The sequence below is a fragment of the Sphingomonas aerolata genome (genome assembly GCF_023935825.1).
Classification (GTDB): Bacteria; Pseudomonadota; Alphaproteobacteria; order Sphingomonadales; family Sphingomonadaceae; genus Sphingomonas; species Sphingomonas aerolata.
Map to the genome: position 1 here is coordinate 1,837,298 of NZ_CP098762.1, position 17,210 is coordinate 1,854,507.

Here is a 17,210-nt window from a genome sequence, read left to right on the forward strand (position 1 = left end):
GAACTTTGCCAAAAATACGATAGCAGCCCGAACGTCAATTGACCGATGCGTCATGCGTAAGGTGCATTAACCATGCGCCTACTTTTCCATGCCAGGCACATAGTTGTGCAAATAAGGGAAAGGAAAAATAGGAAGATGAGCGCCGCTCGGCAGCGCGGCCGACAATCCATGGTCGATGTTGCCCGAACGCCGCGTCTGAAAAGAAAATGTGCGGCGGGTCAGGCGCTTAACGGTTTGGTAAGGTCCGGATCGTATCCGCTTTAGCGGAACCCCTTCTTGTTTTCCCTTCCATTTTACACTTCGCTCTTTCTGATCTGCTGAAAGGGTGCGCCGGCGTGTAGCCGGCGCAGGTGAGGCAGGCGTGACTTTCAGGCGCGCAGGATAGCGCGCGTGTTGCGCTCGGTTCCGTCTACCGAGACCGTGCGTGCTCGAGCGATGAGCCGCTTGCGCGCGCGTTGGATGCCGGGCTGCAGGTCGGCGGCGCGACTGCCCTTGTGGAAGGCGAGTTCGCCGCCCGCGAACGCTTGATAGCCACTGTGGTCATCGGCACCGACGAGCGCGCAACGCCCGCTGCCGAGCGGGGCCCACAGCTCGCCCGCCGGGCAGATGACGATGACGTTGCGGCGCGGGACGATCGACTGGAAGGTGAGCGGTCCGTCGTCGAGATCGGCCCCGAAGTGCAGATAGACCAGCTCCTGCTGGCTTTCGCGCACGAAGGCGCAGAGCGGCTGAAGCTGCTGTTCGTCGAGCAGCGGACCGCCGCTGAAGTTGAGCATGGGCGCGGTGACATCGCCGACGAGCAGGTCGCGTGCGGCGCGGAGATAGTGCTGGAGGGTGAGCATGATGGTGCCTTTCTTCATTTTCCCTTCCCTTCGAAGGGACACTTCCGCTCCTCTCTGATCCTGCGGCTGGGCCGGCGCCGGATGCGCCGGGCGATGGGTTTTTTGGTCGTGGGGGCCGTGTTGCCGAACAGCTCGGCGAGCGCAGCGCAGTCGGGATGCGCGGGCGTGTAGGTGCCGGCGCGGTAGGGCGTGATCGCCGCAGCGCGCATCGCGTCCGGCAGTAGCGCCAGCCAGTCGGCGTGAAGCCGCGCCTGCATGGCGGGGCCACACCAGCTCGGCACGGTGTGGCCGTGGCGGGCGTCGTGGCGCCACACGCGGGTGGTCATGACGAGATGCGCGTGCGGCGGGACGCAACAGCCACCGTCGCCGTCAGGTTTGGCGTGGATCGCCCATGCGATGGCGGGACCATGCGCGGCAATGGTGGTCCGCGCGTAATTACGCACCATCGCGATCCAGTCGTCGGTATCGCAGGTCTTCGGCAGCGAGACGACGACGTGCCAGGCGCGCACCGCGTCAGGGGCGAGGCCGGCAGTCGCCGCGTCAGCCTCACGCCAGATGCGGCCGTCCTCCTCGGCCCAGCGCGGATGGTTGGCAGACAACTCGAGCCCGTGCGCGATAAGATCGTCACGGTGCCGGAAGTCGAGCGGGCCGAGCGCATCGCATCCGGCCTGACGTGTGACATACAGGTAGTTGGCGGTGACCGTCGCGTGGGTGGCGCGACGATCGGTGTCGAAGAGGCGGAAGCCCTTGGCGGAGATCGGACGGATGCTGACCGCACGGCGGGCGTGCAGCGTGGTGATGGCGTTCATGGGTGATGTTCCTTGGAGATGGTGGAGGAGATCAGGCATCGCCGGCGCCAGCGGCGCGGTCTGCCAGCGCCTGCAGCGCGACGCGCGCGGGGTGGTCGTGCCCGGTCCAGGCGGCATGCTGCTCGGCCCAGCGCTTCCACGTCGCCTGCGCGACGCGGATCAGCCCGGCCTCGGTTTCGTCAGGATCGGGGAGGAAGAACGCGGGCAGCTGGAGCAAGCAGTCCTCGCCCGCGCGGCACAGGCACGGCATGCCGAGCGCCGGCAGCGCCGCCACATGGCGCATCGCCGCGTCCGGCACGACGCGCACGCGTTCCGCACCATCGCGCACGAGTGCTGCCACGCGGGGATGGCCGACGCGGCGGTAAATACAGACGCCTTCGCGGCGCTGCCACTCATAGCCCGCGACCGGAACGCCCGCGGCGGCATGGTCGCCGGACGACGCGACCACCATCGGCACCGCAAGGCCGAGTGCCTGCGGGACAGACGGGGCGCTCGCGCCTGCGCACCATGCGTCGTAGGAGGGGAAGCGAGCCGCGGCATCGAGCGCGGCCAGTGCCGGTGCGGTCGCCGCCATCAGCTCCCGTTCGATTCCGGCGAAGTGCATCCCGAACAGCTTGCGCGTCGCGTTCAGCTGGTCGCCGCGCCCGCGCCAGTTGCCGGCGTTGATCTCGGCGGCGAAGCTCCGCCGCCACGCGATGATCGTCGCACGTGCCTGCGCGCGCTGCGCGCCGAGCTGTTCGCGTGCGACGGTCACTGCGCCTGCGTGCGCAGCGCGCGCTGCCTCATAGCCGGGACGTCGTTCCTGACCCGGCAGGTAGCGCGGTTTGCGCGTGACGATCTGCTCGGGCTTGCCCGGCCTGAAGGCGCCGAGCCGGTCGGCCCGCTGAAGCTGCGTGAGCGCCGCGCCGCGTGCGGCAATGCTCGCCGAGATCGCACGTTCGCCCATCGTGATCCGCGCGCCGTTGGTACCGTACCGGTATCGGGATTCTTGCGGTACGTCTGGCGGGCGTAAGCGCGTCTACCGACATAAAGTTGGTTGTTGAGAATGCCAGTACCACGCTCAGCGTTGCCGGTCAGCGTGTTGGGCGTCCATGCAGGTGGATTGCTCGACGTTGCCCGATCACGTCGACCGCTGCGCGGGGGCGGTACGCCTTCCTCGTTAAGGCGGCGGACTATGCTGCCGGGCGATATGCCAGCAGCATAGTCTTCGAAGATCCGTACGACGATAGCGGCTTGCGCCGGCACGATCTGCTGCAGACCCCTGGTACGTTCGCCGTACAGGTCGTAGGCGATGCGGTTCTCATAGCCATAGGCAGTGCCGCCGGGATTCTTTCCCATTGCGTGCCGCTTGATTAGAGCATCGCGAGTTTTCAAGCTGGTCGCGGCAATCTGTTCGGCGTTGATCGTTCCCATCATGCCGATTTGCAGCGCCCCGACCTCGCCTTCCTTGCGTGTGACAAGGAGGATGCCGCGGAACTTCAGTCTTTCGTACAGCGAAGCAATGTCCGCCTGGCTTCGCGACACCCGGTCCATCGCATCTGCGAACACTACGTCAACGCCCCCGGTTCCTACCGCGGCAAGTAACGCCTGTAGCCCGGCCCGGTAGATTGTTGCGCCGGACTTTGCACCATCTGTGTAGCATCCGACCTCGGTCCATTTTCGCTGTGCAAGTTCGCGACGGCACATCGTCAACTGCGTGTCGATCGATAGCGGATCTTGGAGATCCGTTGAATAGCGTGCATACAGCACTACGCGCATCAGCTTTCCTCAACCTCGTTTCGCTGAACGTTCCCGTCTACATTATAGCCTTCTGCTGTCCTGTTCAGAGCAGCTCGTCTTCGGAACTCGGTTCGTGCAAGATCGCGCGCCAGCAGCTTTGACAGCTCGATGGCCAAGCTGCTGGAGCAGCGGAGTGGGGGCGTCGGTCGCACATCACCTACATAGCCGCCAGCAAGATTGGCCTTCCCGTCCTACTCCCCTAGAGAAGAATCTGCCGCTAACCCGTCGCGGAGATTAGTGAAAACTGGTGGATAGCGGCCCGGCCGTTTTCGGGCGGCGATTGCGGTAAACAGACGTTCGTTCAGACTGTGGGGCAGGGGGCTACCGCCCGCGTTCTGGTGCCTCCCAACCAAATGCTACCCACTTGACTAACTACGGGTATCCCGTACATGCTGTCGTATGCAGTCCGTCATCGAAACCAGTGCCTACCTTGCGGCCGCGAAGGACGTTGGCATGAGTGCCGAGGAGCAGCAGATGGTGGTCGATCTGATCGCTGCCAATCCGGAAGCCGGTGAGATCATGCCGGGGTGCGGCGGGGCTCGGAAGTTAAGGGTAGCGCGACCGGGCGGCGGTAAATCTGGCGGATATCGGGTGATCACCTACTATGCGGGCATGAATGTACCGACGTTCCTGCTGACCGTCTTCGGGAAGAACGAAAAAGCTAACCTGACCAAGGGCGAGCGTAATGCTCTTGCCACTTTTACCAAGACGCTGACCGACAGCCTTAGGAGGAAAAAATGAAGAGTGCCTTCGACAAGATCGCAGCCGGCCTCAGTGACGCTATCGCTCATGCCAACGGGGAAACGGGTCACGCAAGGGTAGCGGCACCCATCGATGTGGCGGCGATCCGCAAACGTACGGGTAAGACACAGGATCAGTTTGCCCGCGCATACCATCTCCCGCTGGGTACAGTGCGGGACTGGGAGCAAAGCCGCAGCCAGCCAGATGCGCCGGCGCGAGTCCTATTGTCGCTGATCAAAGCCGAACCAGAGACCATCGAGCAACTCGTTCAGCGGGCGTAGCGTCCTGAACAAGAACGCAATGACGATGATGTTTGCCAGCAGAACGGCAAAGTGGCGGCAGCGTTCGGCACGTAGGCCAGAAGTTACCGAAAGAGCCCTATGCTACGCCTAATCCACACCGCAGACTGGCAGCTAGGTAAGCCGTACGGTCGCTTTGATAGTGATGTCCGCGCAGCACTTAGCGAAGCGCGCTTCGATGCGATCGATGCGATCGGCAAGGCCGCGGCCGAGCATGACGCTGCGCATGTCTTGGTCGCTGGCGACGTCTTCGATACCGAGGGTCCAGAAGATCGCGTCATTGTGCAGGCAGTGTCACGGATGCAGCGATATGCCTGCACGTGGTGGCTGCTCCCCGGCAATCACGACTTCGCCCGCAACAGCGGTCTTTGGGACCGTGTCCGCGCCAAAGGGGCGGCGAACATCCGCGTCATCACCGAGCCCGTGCCATGCGAGCTGGAACCTGGACACTGGCTTTTGCCGGCACCACTCACGCACCGGCACAATCTTGATGACCCGACGGCCTTGTTCGACACGATGGAGACGCCGGGCGCGACACTGCGCATTGGCTTGGCCCATGGTTCGATCCGTGATTTTTCGTCGCGCGGTGAGGCGCAAAACCAGATCGCTCCCGATCGCGCACAGCGCTCCAGCCTAGACTATCTGGCGCTCGGTGACTGGCACGGAGCGCTGCGGGTCGATTCACGAACCTGGTATTCCGGCACACCGGAAAAAGATCGGTTCCAGCGAGACGAACCGGGATATGCCTTGCTCGTGGCGCTGGAGCAAGGCGTGGAGCCGATCGTGTCACCGATCCGCACGGGCAAGTTCCAATGGCTGATGCGGAATTGGACGATCCCTGACGCGGACGGCTTTGCCGCCGAGTGCGATCGGCTGCTTGGCCCGATCGAACCGTCGGCAACGCTCCTGCAGCTGTCGCTTGCCGGCATCGTCAGCCTGTCCGACCGGATCACGATCCTTGGCAAGCTGGACAATGACCTACGCCATCGCCTTCGGCATCTGGCGGTTGCGGCAGACGACCTGGTGGGTCGGCCAAGCGAGCAGGACCTGGCGGATCTGCAGGTAGAGGGGATGATCGGAACGGCTGCCGCAAAGCTGATGCGCATGATCGAGGCCGGCGGTACCGACGGGGTCACGGCCAAGCGGGCGCTCGAGCGCCTCTTCGTGGAATATCAGCGCGGACAGGACGCAGCATGAGCCTCAAGATCCGGCGCATCGCGCTGGCCAACTTCCGTAAGTTCCGTGAGCCGTTCGTCCTCGACGGGCTCACTGACGGCTTGAACGTCATCATCGAGCCCAACGAGACCGGCAAGTCGACACTGCTGGAAGCCATGCGCGCGGCCTTCTTCATTCGGCACAACACAGCCAACCGGCTGGCGCGGAGCTATGCGCCGCACGGCGAGGCCGTCGCCCCGCAGATCGAGGTCGGCTTCGAGGCGCGAGGCGAGGACTGGCAGGTTAATAAGCGCTTCCTGAAAGGTGCGTCGGTCGAGGTGCGTGGACCAAACGGCCGTGCACAAGGCGAAGATGCTGAAGCTCAGCTGCAGGCATTGCTCGGCGCGCGCCGTGACACGAGCCAAGCCGGCGACGCGGCCGCTCACGGTGCGCTGGGGCTGCTTTGGGTAGGGCAGGCGCAGGCGCTCGAAGTCACGGCCCCGGGCGATATCGTCCGCGATAGCGTGCGTGCGACGCTAGAGGCTGAGGTTGGCACGATCATGGGCGGCGCAGCCTACCAGCGTGTCCGGCCCCGGATCGACAGCCAGTTCGCAGACTATTGGACTAACACCGGCCGGCCTAGCGGTCGCCAGACGACGGCACGTACCGAGCATGACGCTGCCGAGAGCGTTGCGACCGAGGCGGCCGCCCGGCTCGCCGCCCTTGAACAAGAGTTCTCCGATCTCGAGGCCGCTTGGGCTAGGCTGAAAGTGTTGGACCGTGATCTTGCCGATACGACGGACGCAGATCGGCGAAAGGCTCTCGTTGGTCAGATCGACGTGGCGCGGTCTGCTGCGCAGTTGCGCGATACTAGGCTGGCCGAGCGAGGCCGCCTTGCTGATCAGGTTAGGGGACTGGAGGACCTCACCGCGCGTCTCGCTGATGCTCGGAAGGCTGTCAGTGACACGGCCGCAGCACTTGGCAAGGCGCGTGAGAAACGATCCGGCCTGGAAGAGGAATTGACCAGCACGCGTGAGCAAGCGGGTACGGCGCGTGATAGGCTGGCGACGGCCCGCGACGATAGGCGCAAGGCGCATGCCGCACTTGATGCTGGCAACAAATGCGTTGCGGCGCGAGCACGTCAAATTGAGATCACGCAGGTACGCCAGCGGCATGCTGAGCTGCTGCCCCTCGAAGCCGAACTGGAGGCAGCGCGCGAACTCGGTACGACCGTGATCCCCTCCAGCGTCATCAAGACGCTGGAGGAACGCGAACGTGCCGTCGACAAGGCGCGCGCGGCAGTCGAGGCGGGCGCGACCCGGATCGAGTTCGCGGGCGATGTCAGCGGTGTTCGGATCGACGGAATGCCGGTCGAGCGCGGTGACCAGACGCTATCGCGTGAGACGCGCATCCAGCTTGGCGAGGCTGAGTTAATCATCCGACCGCCAGCTGGGCTGCAAAGCGCCGAAACGGCGCTCGCCAACGCCCGCGATGACCTGGGCGCCGCGTTGGCCGACTACGGGGTGACAAGTGTCGCTGACGCGCGGTCACGTAATGAGGTCGCACGTGATGCTGTCGCCAACGTGCGGACGCTTGAAGCGCAGATATCTGGAATCACGCCGGCCGTGGCGCTGCTCGGTCTCGACGCCGGTGCTTCGGCCCTGAAGACCTTCATGGCAGGATTGCCGGAAAGCACTGAAGGGGAGGGCAGTGAGAAAGGACCGGACGTCGACGAGTTGAGCGTGATCGCGGCGGAGGCGGATTGCGCGCTCGCAAGGGCGGAGGGCGTCGATGAGGCGGCGTCTGCGCAACTGCGCGAGCTGGAAGCGCGCAATGCGCCGCTGATGGTTCAGGCGGCTAGCGCAGAGCGTGATGCTGCCAACGCCGTAGCGCAGCTGGCTGCTTTGGAAGGCAAGCCTGAGGTAGATCGTCTGGATGAGGCTATGCTGGAGGCACGTCAGCGAGAAGCTGCTGCGCTGGTTCGTCTGCAGGATGCCGAACGTGCTGCGACAGCGCATGATGTAGCGGTGATCGAACGCCAGATCGGGGTGTTGGACAAACGTATCGAGGTCGCCCGGACGCAGCGGATCGATCTGGAGAAGGTGGTCGCCGGGCTCGAGGCCCGGATTGAGGCGGAAGGCGGCAAGGGACTGGCGGACCGCGCTGCTGCTGCGCGAGAAGAAGCGGATGCTGCGGCCGCCAACCTGGCGCGCGTGACGCAGGAGGCGGAAACGCTGAAGCTGCTTCGCGACACGCTGGAAGGTGCGCGTGCAGAGACCTCACGGACGTTCGTCGGGCCCGTCGCCCGGCGGGCGCGTCGGCACATCGAGCGGCTCCTGCCCGGCTGCGATCCTAGCTTTGGGGATGATCTAGGCCTGACATCAATCATGCGTAGCGGGCTAGGTGAAAATTGCGGTGACCTTTCCCGTGGCACCCAGGAGCAGCTTTCGGTGCTCACTCGGCTGGCCTTCGCGGACATGCTGCTGGAGCAGGGTTTACCAGTGTCGCTGATCCTCGACGACCCGCTCGTCTATTCGGACGATGCCCGCCTCGATCTGATGACCGAGATCCTGACCGACGCGGCGTCGCGAATGCAGGTGATTCTGCTGACCTGCCGTGACCGCGCGTTCCGACATCTTGGAAACAGGGTAAACCTAATCGGAGCTCGGTGAAAACGACGACTGGAAGCCCGGTGGTAGAGATTGAAGCGTCCGCTTTCCGGCAGCGATCGTGCTAAGCGGACGTCTGTTCAGACGGGGCCACCGTTACATTTTCGAGCGCTAATGGTAGATGGCAACGACTGCTTTTGAGCACGAACCGGCACACTCGGTGGTTTGCTCAAACTCCTTTGCTCGAGGCGCCAGTCCATCGGATCGATTTAGTTGAAACCTCACTTGCTTCGGCCACGGGACGCAATCATTCTGGCCGTACAGGGGAGGAGAAATGGCCAAGGATCTGATGAGTTGGGCTGCGGAGCAGCCTGACTGGGTAAATGACAGCCTTCGTCGGATCGCTGCGGCGGCAGATCATTCTATTGCGCAGACGGATGCCGACTGCATCCTCGACAACGTGCGTGCTGCGGCCGGTGCCAGCTCTTCACCCCACCCCATGACTGCAATCGACGCCTCGCAACTCGGTGGCCCCTCGGGCGAGACGCGGCGGACGGTGCTTGCGCAGCTAGGTCCCGTGCAGAACATAGACCGCCTAGCCGGTGGTCAGAAGTTGCGCATGGCCGGTGTGGGCATCACTCTAGTGTATGGGGAAAACGGGAGCGGGAAAAGCGGCTACACCCGCATAGCCAAGCGGCTGTGCCGGAGCCTAACGTCGGATCAGCTGAGGGGGAATGTCTTCGACGCCGGCGGCGGACCTATGCGGGTGCATGTGCGCTACCAGGTCGGCGACGATGCGGTGACCGAGCTCGAGTGGGATCCCGCGACACCGCCTCCATCACAACTCCGCCAGATCTCTGTGTTCGACAGTCATAACGCCCGGCTCTACGTCGATAGCGGCAACAGGATCGCCTATCTGCCCCGCGAGCTCGCAATCCTCGAACACCACGGCGAGCTGTGCCAGCGGATGGCCGCGAAATTTTTGGCGGACGAGAAGGTGCTCACGCCGCGGCTGCGCGTCGGGCTGCCGGCCGGATACACCCCGGGTAGCGTAGTCGCATTAACCCTCGCCAAGCTGGACTCCAGGGCCCCCTCGCTGCCCACCGAGGACGAGATCCGCAGACTGTCCGAGTTGAGCCAGCCGGACCTCGCTGAGCTTGCCCGCCTCGAAGCCGAGCTCGCCGCAGATCCGGTGGCGCTGGCGGCGACGCGTCGCCGCGCCGTCACTGTGCTAACGCGCGTAGGCCAGGTGCTGGCGACCCTCCAAGACGGACTCTCGGAGACGGTGGGCGAGACGCTCGCGTCGGCCCGGCGCGAGCTGGGCCAAGCGGTGGAGGCAGAGAGGATCGCAGCGACTGTTAGTTTTGGGGACGAACCTGTCGCGAATGTCGGCGGCGAGTCTTGGCGCATCCTGTTTGAGGCAGCCCGCGAGTTCGCTGCGGCTGGCGTGGAGATACCGCCAGAGCGCCTGCCCGAGACGACCGGCGACCTGTGCCTCCTGTGTCTCGAGCCGCTAACCCCGCCGGGCGCTGCGCGGCTCGCCCGGTTCAATGACTTCGTGAGCGGCGAAGCTACGAAGCGCGCCGACGGCGCGCGCGATACCCTGAAGAAGCTCTTGGCGCAGGTCGAGCAGGTCAAGGTGCCTGAGGCAACCGTCGTCGAAGAGACCCTGTCTGGATACGGACAGCTCGACGCGACCAGGGCTGCGGCCGTGGTCGACCTCCTCAAGGGGCTGGCCGGATTTGAGGCAAGGCGCGCTGCACTTCTGAACGAGACGGCGACGCCGGCACCTACGCCGGATGTTACTGGCCTCGTAGATACAGTCGCGGCGGAACTCACACGCCTCGAGGCCGAGGCTGCGTCGCTCCAGCGGAGCGCTTCGCACACCGAGGCGCTTGACGCCATGCGGACACGGCTGGCCGAACTCCAAGATCGGGCCAAGCTCGGGAATGACCTCGAGACGGTGCTCCAGCGACTGCGTGACGTCTCGGAGCAGAAGTTGCTGACGGTTTGTCAGGCGCGGGTAGCCACGCGGTCGATCTCGACGCAGATCACCGCCCTACGCAAGCAGCTCGTGACCGAGGAGCTCGAACGAAGGATCGCAGAGGAGATCGCCGCGCTCGGCCTGACCCACCTCCCGTTCAAGGTTAGCGACTCCAGCTCCGGTGGGAAGAGCCTCTTCTCAGTTGGCCTGCACGGCGCCGGCGCGGTGAAGAACAACCAGGTGCTGTCAGAAGGCGAGCAGCGGGCGCTGGCGCTCGCGTGCTTCTTAGCCGAGATCGGAGGCGACGACGCGCGCTACGGAATTCTTGTAGATGATCCCGTCTCTTCGCTTGACCATCTGCGTATTCGCAAAGTCGCGCACCGTCTCGTGACCGAAGCGAAGAAGGGACGGCAGGTGATCATCTTCACGCACAACCTGGTGTTCTTTAACGAGGTGGTATCGGAGGCCGCCAGAGCAGGAGACGGCGCACCGCTGGTTAAGTCAGTCGTCGCTAAGACCCAATCCGAGGGCTTCGGCGTGATCCGGGAGAACCGCGAGCCCTGGGTTGCCGACCTCGGCGCGCGGATCGAGACGCTGAGGCTACGCGCGAAGAAGCTTAAATCCCTGACCGACTTTGACACGGACGAATACCGGCGGCAGGCGAAGGACTTCTACTCTGATCTGCGCGAATCTTGGGAACGGGCGGTCGAGGAGGTGGTCTTCGCGAAGACGGTTGTAAGGTTCGTGCCGGACGTGATGACGGGTAGGCTTAAGGAGGTGACCGTCACTGACGAAGACTACCGGACGATCTTCTTCGCGATGAAGCGGGCCTCGGAACGTTCAGGCCACGACATGTCAGCCGGCCGCGACATCCCGCAGCCGTCCCCGGACGAGATGGAGGCCGACCTTACGGTGCTCGACAATTTCAGAATCGAGCTCGGCAAGCGGCGGAAGGCGACGTTTGCAACGCGTTCCGCTCTCGAGAATCCTGTAGGCGCGACGCTGCTATAGGTGAGGCACTTGTCCGCTGGAGTTATAGTCATCAGGACGGCGGGTTTTGCCACTCTGGTCTGAAATTTTGAATAAAAACAATCGCGGAGTGATTTGTGGCGACGCGCCCGAACTTGGCAAATTTGCGCGCAAGCTCGTAAGTGCGCGCCTACTGCCTACGTGTGAGGCTGGCGATGAATTTTCCAAGACGTCGCTCGATCCGAACTCAGCGTAGAGGACGCTTTGCGCATCCGTTAATCAGCGAACGAAACCCGCTGAATCGATTGCAGGAGTTTGCGGCGCCCAAATCACTACCTTGAACGAATGTCTGTTTTGGGCCGCACAAGTAGGCCCTGAATGATTGGGAATGGGGCCTGGCGCCTCGCCAGCAACGCTAACGCTTGGTGGATAGCGGCCTGCCCGCTTTCGAGCGGCCCGTTGCGGTAAGCTGCCATTCGTTCAGGCGGCCGGGCAGGGGCGCGAACGGCGGCTTCCTGGTAGAGAGCGGAATAACGTTCTCAGTTGGGACCTACAGCAGAGCGGATGTGTATTTTCTAATCTAGATCGCAAATTTCAACTTACGATAGTTAAGTTAACGCGCTTCCGTCCCGATAGCAGTAGGCTGCGATGATAGGCGGTAGCCCGTTTACGGCGGCCGTCGTCGGCAATTGCGAGCCAAGCCATCGCCTCAGCAACGCGAGTGCCCGGCTCGAGGGGAATCCGCGCCAACTCAATGTCGAACGGTGCAAAATAGGCGGGTTGACCTTGCCATTCGGTAAGGCGGTGCCTTGCTTGCTCGATCGACCAACCGTAAAGGTGGATACCAAGATCGACGAGCGCGCGGGCGACGCGGAAAAGGAGCCAGTGGGTGTGCCCGAGCGCATCGTGAGGATCGCCGTATGTGCCGGCTTTCTCCGCGAGTTGCTCAGCGTAGATGCCCCAGCCTTCGACAAAGGATGACGCGTATTCGATGCGGAGCGGGTGGGGCGGGGTGATACCTTCCAGACCCAGTTGGATCATATGGCCCGGCAGCAATTCGTGTGCCACGACGCTGGGGAACGTCCAGCGCGGGCGACGGCAAATATCCTTTAGATCGACGACATATGCGCCGGCGCGAGTCGGAGTTGGGATCTCTCGATAGCCGCCGCGGCCAGCGGCGATCTCCTCTGTGGATAACGCGCGGGCGCTGGCGTTCAGGCACCAGGGAGGGAGCTCGCCGAACGCCGTCGGGATTTTTGCTCGCGCGGTGGCGAGCATGCTGTTCATGTCGCCAATTGCGTCGGCACGGCCAGCGTTAGTGTCCGGATAGAGAAAGCGCTCGTTCTGCCAGAGTTTGGCATAGCGCGCCGCGACCGTCCCTTTGGGCGCGCCAATCCGATCGAACAGGTACGTGGCACGGGCGTGGAGGCGGTTCAGCTCGACAAAGAGTCGACGTTCCGCATAGGCTGGCGTCATGGTGCCGAGCGAGCGTTGCAGTTGTAGCGCGTACCAGTCCGCGCCGCCCTTGAACCGTCCGACCCCGGGAGCGGATGGTGCGATGTCGCGGAGACTTTCGAGCGCGGCGATCTGTCGTTCGATCGCGGGATCTGGGAGCGCCGCCCGGAGAGCGTCGACCGTGCGATCGAGAGACAGGCGGGGAGCGACGATGCCTGCTTTGGCGTCGGCGAGGATTGCGGTGGTGTCTGCGTCAATCCTGGCTTGAACCGGACGTGCCGCCTTCCAGGCGCCGGTCGTAGGGGTGACGCGGTAAGGGCTGCGTCCGGTGCGGCCGAACGTGGACCGCGCGATGGCGGCGTCGACCGCCAAACCGGCTCGCGTTGTGATCAGATCAAGGCGGCCACCGGGCTGCAAGGCGTGTGGGTCGAAGGGGGCGAGAAGACGGAGTGCTTCGTCTGGATCGGTCGCCGCGGCCGCGTCGAGCGCTTGGCGTAGAGACGAGGCGGTCTGGGCGTGCACGTTAGAAGGGAAGAACACTGATGACGCCAGCCCAGCGAGCATATTCCTGCGGTTTGGCGTCATCCCACATACTCGCGTTCGCCGTGAGCCAAGTCGAATGGCGTGACCCAAGGGAGGTGTGCTTCGACTTCGCTCAGCGCGAACGGGGTGGGAGCGGTCACGCTACCGACGGAGCAGGCGTCGGGAAATTGGCGAAGCGTCATGGAGTGCGCATCATCGGGTCAATGCCACGCTGTTGTTGGCTTGGGTGATCTCGGGCTCGTCTCCGGTAAGCGCGACGCGGATGGCCAGCGTCGCGGGATCGAGGCGGGACGGGACCGCAAGTTTCACAGTCGCGGTTTTGGGCTTGAGATCGAGCGGTGCGGCTAGCGGGGGGATGCGCGTGGTGGCGACGACCTTGCCCGTCGCGTCGATCAATTCCGCATGGCCGCCTTTTGTGTCCTTCGCGCCAAGGCTGTGGACGGTGATCGCTGCGCTCCGACCCCTCATGACCACGTCGTCCGTGCCGATGCCGAGGTCCGCGCGCTCGTCTACTGGAGTGCCCGGCTCGATCAGCGCGAAGTCGAACACCGTGGTGCCGGGCGCGAACGTCACGTCAGTGCTGGCGCTGCGTTCGAGCGTCATGGTCTGCGCAGCGCCGATCGGTGTGAGCGTCTTGCCGCCGTCGCCGCTGGTCGACGCCTGCATCGACCAGCGGCCGGCGGTGACGGTCCAAGTCGACATCGTCGCGCGCTGGGCGTGATCGGTGGTGTTGTAGCCGATCACCCGGAACCTGGTCGGTGTCGCGTCCGGGAGCAGGAGCGCAACGCGTGTTGCGGCGCCTAGCTCGGCGAAGCGCCAGCTTACGGTGTTGCCTGGCCAGCTCTGGTTGCGGCGCAGCGCGATGCCTCCGAGGCGCTCGCGTTGGAGGATCTCGCTTGGCTGGTCGACGCGGTCGCTCCACCAATGGCCTTCGGTGTACATGTCCATGTGCTGCGACTTGTCGGCGATCGCATCTGCGTGGAGTGCTTCCAGGGGGGCGGTGTCGCCGGTCGCGGCCCAGGCAGTGTAGCGGGCGAACGGGTCTTGCGATTTGGTGGCGGCTAACTTGGCACGGGCCGCGGCGCCACCGGGAAGTGCGTCGAACGCGTTCTCGTTGAACTCGGCGAGTGCCCCCGCACCCGCCTTGGCGAGGCGTGCTTCGATCGGACGCAGGTATTTCGCATCGCCGGTGTAGCGCCATGCGGCCCAGGTCGCCTGGAGCGAGGTGGTGATGCCGCCGCCGTCGCCGGTGCGCTCGGCGTCGGTGCGCCAGTTGATCTCGTTGGGATAGCTCCAGCTGCTGTCCGGACCCTGTTTGCCATGCGCCATCCAGCCGTCGATCACGCCGGTGACGAGCCCGCGTGCGAGCGGATTGGCGTTGTAGAGGCCGACCAGCATCGGGCCGTGCATAACGGTGAAGGCATAGGGCTTCTGCCATTCCCATGCGCCTTCGCGGTACATCTTCCGCCCGCCATACCAGTTGCTGGCGAAGTGCATGTGCCCGGCGGGGTTCTTGAGTATCACCGTCTGGAGGGCACGCGTGGTGTCCATCAGCCGCTCGATCGCCTTGGGTTCGCCCCAGTTCAGATAGAGGCGTTCGGCGTTGCTGTTCAGGCCCTCCTCGTACGCGTGGAGTTCGTCGGCTGTGATGTAGCCGAGGCCGTTAACGATCATGCCGTTCTTGTAGACCGCATCCGACAGCGCGCGGAGCGAGGCGTTGATCTTGTCGGGCTCGACACCCATCAACGCAAGGCCGGGCCATTGCTGCGTCAGGTCGGTGTCGTCAGAGAGGCCGCCGCCGAAATCACCGTAGGGGACTTGCCGTTCGTCGATCCACCACATGACGAACTCGCGGACACGCTTGAGGTCTTCGAGCTGTCGGAAGGCCCATAGGGGTACACCTGCGGGGGCCACTGGCTGAACGAAGGCGGGAAGGTTTTCTGGCCGATAATTGATGTCCGCCCAATAGGTGCGGGCGCGCGCGTTATCAGGGTCGACGCGAAGCAGGTCGGAGATGTCGGCGAAGAGGCGCTGGTAGAGGCCGGCGCGCTTCGACGCGGTGTGTTCCTCGACGAGAAAACCCCAATTGTCCTTCACTTGCGTCATCCGGTCGGCAACGTGTTCGGTAAGGGCGGCGGCGCGAGGTTTGAAGACGAGGCGGATCTTCGCGCCGTTCAGCGCGGCGGCATCGAAGCCCGGCTCAGCGCTGGCTATCGTCAGATACATGCTGTCGTTGGGCAGGATGCGGTCGCGCAGGTCGAGCCAGAGCGTACGTGCTTCGTTCGGGCGGACCGAGACGGAGAGGTCGATCACGTCGCGGCCCGGCCAGATCGGGTCCTTCACGCGGACGTTGAGCGCGATCAGGCCGGCGGCGTTGGGCTCGGCTTTCAGCGCGGGGATGTCGATCGCGAGGCCGTCGAGGCCGTCGTTGAGGTTCTGCCAGCCATAGTCGAACGCGCGTGCCAGCGGGCGGTCGGGAAGCGCGTCGCCGAAGCTCGCCGGGATGAGGATGTGGACGATCGGCGCGGCGTCCTTGCGGCGTACGGGGGCGCCGGATGCGCCGCCGGTGCCTGCGCCGACCGCGGCTTTGAGGCCGACGGAGGGCATCGCGACGACGGTGCTGCGCTCGTCCGAAGCGAAGCGGCCCGCGATGTAGGCGTTGAGGGGCGCGAGGGCGGCAAGGTTGGGAGAGGCGGTTGCGTCGACGGTGTAGGAGAGCTTGAAGCTACCTGCGGGTTCTGCGCCCGCGCCGATGTCGTAGGCCCAGAACTCCTGGATCGGTTGCTCCTGCATCGTGTTGGTGAAGCTGAGCGTGCCGCCGGTGCGGGGGGCGAACTGGTTTACGCTGCGGACCGTGCCTGGAGCACGGGCGCCGATCAAGGCAGTCTTGGTTCCGTCGCCCCAGTCGAGTCGGCCGTACGCGGATCCGCGGATCTCGACGCGGTTGACGCGCTCGCCAGGGGGGATCGTCAGATCGTAGCGCTTGCCGCCTTCGACATAGGTGTTCCAGTCGGGCAGCTCGAAATAATCGTCGCGGCCGGGCAGGCGGGATCGGTTGTAGACGCCGGGCCAGGTCGTCTCGGCGATGCCGTCTACGCCCTTCCACATCCATTGCTTCAGGTCCTTCGCGTCGACGAACTCGACCTTTCGGACGCGCGTTACGTCGGCATCGAGAACGGGCGGTGTGGTCTTGTCCCAGCCGTAGCGGTGAAGCCAAGCCGTGCGTCTGGCGGCGGGGCCGGTCGCCGGGGCGGGGGACGGTTCGCGCTTGTCGGCGAGCGCGGCGACGTCGGAGGCTGTGAGCATGTGGTCGTAGACGCGGATCTCGTCGAGGTCGGAACCGCGCATGAAATTGTAGCGGCTCTGCACTTGGTGCGGCGACATTACCCGACCGGCGAGACCGAACTGGTCGAGGCCGCTGTCGAGGTCGGCCTTCTGGTCCTTCCGCGCGACGAGCTTGCCATCGACGAAGAGCTGCACGCCGACCGTCTCGTCCCAGGCGAACGAGACATGCGACCAGGCGTCGGCGGCGAGCGCTTGCGGTATCGTCCAAGCGACCCGGACTTGTGAAAGGTTGGCGTCGGTGACGAAGGCGTCGAATCCGTGGCCGTTCCAGTCGATCCGCAAGAACGCCATGTCCCAGCTTGAATGGTCCGCGAACCCGGCGCGGAAGATCACGAATGGGGCTTTGCCCACGGGGGTGCGGGCGCGCCAGAAGAACGCGAGCGTGCCGCGGTCGGCGCGGATGTTGCCGGGTGCCTTCCACGCGACGTAACCGTCGTCCGCCCATCGCGCGGCGCCGCCGATCGCGCCATCCGGGGTGACGTCGACGCCGCTGCGGAAATTGGGGACGGGATCACCGGTCGCGTAGTCGGCGGTGAGGCTCTTGTCGGCGGACGCGCGGAAGAGGAGGCCGGTTGCGTCCTGTGCAGCCGCAGTCGTGACGCTGGCGACAGCTAGTGCGAGGACGGACGCCGTGGTGGAACGCTTCACTGCTCTCTCCTTGCAGCCAATCGGCATTGAGC

11 protein-coding genes are annotated in these 17,210 nt (G+C 64.5%); 5 read left to right on the top strand and 6 right to left on the bottom strand.

Annotation, left to right across the window (positions count from 1 at the left end; all coding sequences use genetic code 11):
- Positions 1-368: 368 nt before the first annotated feature.
- Genes NEF64_RS08575 through NEF64_RS08590 form a run of 4 tightly spaced genes read right to left on the bottom strand, consistent with a single transcriptional unit; the run spans position 369 to position 3,409 of the window.
- Complete coding sequence (locus NEF64_RS08575; protein ID WP_056405789.1) at positions 369-860, bottom strand: hypothetical protein; 492 nt, start codon at positions 858-860, stop codon at positions 369-371.
- Entirely contained in the window at positions 857-1,651 is a 795-nt protein-coding gene (locus tag NEF64_RS08580) for a MobA/MobL family protein (protein WP_056405788.1), read from the bottom strand. The genes NEF64_RS08575 and NEF64_RS08580 overlap by 4 nt, the downstream gene beginning before the upstream one ends.
- Positions 1,652-1,682: 31 nt before the next feature.
- Positions 1,683-2,405 carry a hypothetical protein gene (locus NEF64_RS08585; RefSeq protein ID WP_252574840.1) on the bottom strand — a complete coding sequence of 241 codons (723 nt, stop codon included), beginning with the start codon at positions 2,403-2,405 and terminating at the stop codon, positions 1,683-1,685.
- Entirely contained in the window at positions 2,402-3,409 is a 1,008-nt protein-coding gene (locus NEF64_RS08590; RefSeq protein ID WP_252574842.1) for a recombinase family protein, read from the bottom strand. Before NEF64_RS08590 ends, NEF64_RS08585 begins: the two co-directional genes overlap by 4 nt.
- Before the next feature lie 420 nt (positions 3,410-3,829).
- Here NEF64_RS08590 and NEF64_RS08595 point away from each other — a divergent pair, with 420 nt between their 5' ends.
- From NEF64_RS08595 to NEF64_RS08615, 5 genes are all read left to right on the top strand, one after another.
- The gene (locus tag NEF64_RS08595; protein WP_031393557.1) at positions 3,830-4,171 is read left to right on the top strand and encodes a type II toxin-antitoxin system RelE/ParE family toxin; all 342 of its coding nucleotides are present in this window, start codon (positions 3,830-3,832) and stop codon (positions 4,169-4,171) included.
- Positions 4,168-4,452 carry a helix-turn-helix domain-containing protein gene (locus NEF64_RS08600; protein ID WP_031393558.1) on the top strand — a complete coding sequence of 95 codons (285 nt, stop codon included), beginning with the start codon at positions 4,168-4,170 and terminating at the stop codon, positions 4,450-4,452. The genes NEF64_RS08595 and NEF64_RS08600 overlap by 4 nt, the downstream gene beginning before the upstream one ends.
- 99 nt (positions 4,453-4,551) lie before the next feature.
- Positions 4,552-5,667, top strand: coding sequence for a metallophosphoesterase family protein (locus NEF64_RS08605; protein WP_031393559.1), 1,116 nt, complete (start codon positions 4,552-4,554; stop codon positions 5,665-5,667).
- Entirely contained in the window at positions 5,664-8,297 is a 2,634-nt protein-coding gene (locus NEF64_RS08610; protein WP_056405783.1) for an AAA family ATPase, read from the top strand. The genes NEF64_RS08605 and NEF64_RS08610 overlap by 4 nt, the downstream gene beginning before the upstream one ends.
- A gap of 436 nt (positions 8,298-8,733) precedes the next feature.
- Positions 8,734-11,229, top strand: a complete 2,496-nt coding sequence (locus NEF64_RS08615) for an AAA family ATPase (RefSeq protein ID WP_235516311.1) — start codon at positions 8,734-8,736, stop codon at positions 11,227-11,229.
- Between the two features lie 552 nt (positions 11,230-11,781).
- On the opposite strand, the gene NEF64_RS08620 is transcribed toward NEF64_RS08615, so the two are convergent.
- Positions 11,782-13,206, bottom strand: a complete 1,425-nt coding sequence (locus NEF64_RS08620; protein WP_056405782.1) for a DUF885 family protein — start codon at positions 13,204-13,206, stop codon at positions 11,782-11,784.
- Positions 13,207-13,377: 171 nt separating this feature from the next.
- A complete protein-coding gene (locus NEF64_RS08625; protein ID WP_056405781.1) occupies positions 13,378-17,205 on the bottom strand; it encodes a LamG-like jellyroll fold domain-containing protein in 3,828 nt (1,275 codons plus the stop codon).
- Between the last annotated feature and the right edge of the window lie 5 nt (positions 17,206-17,210).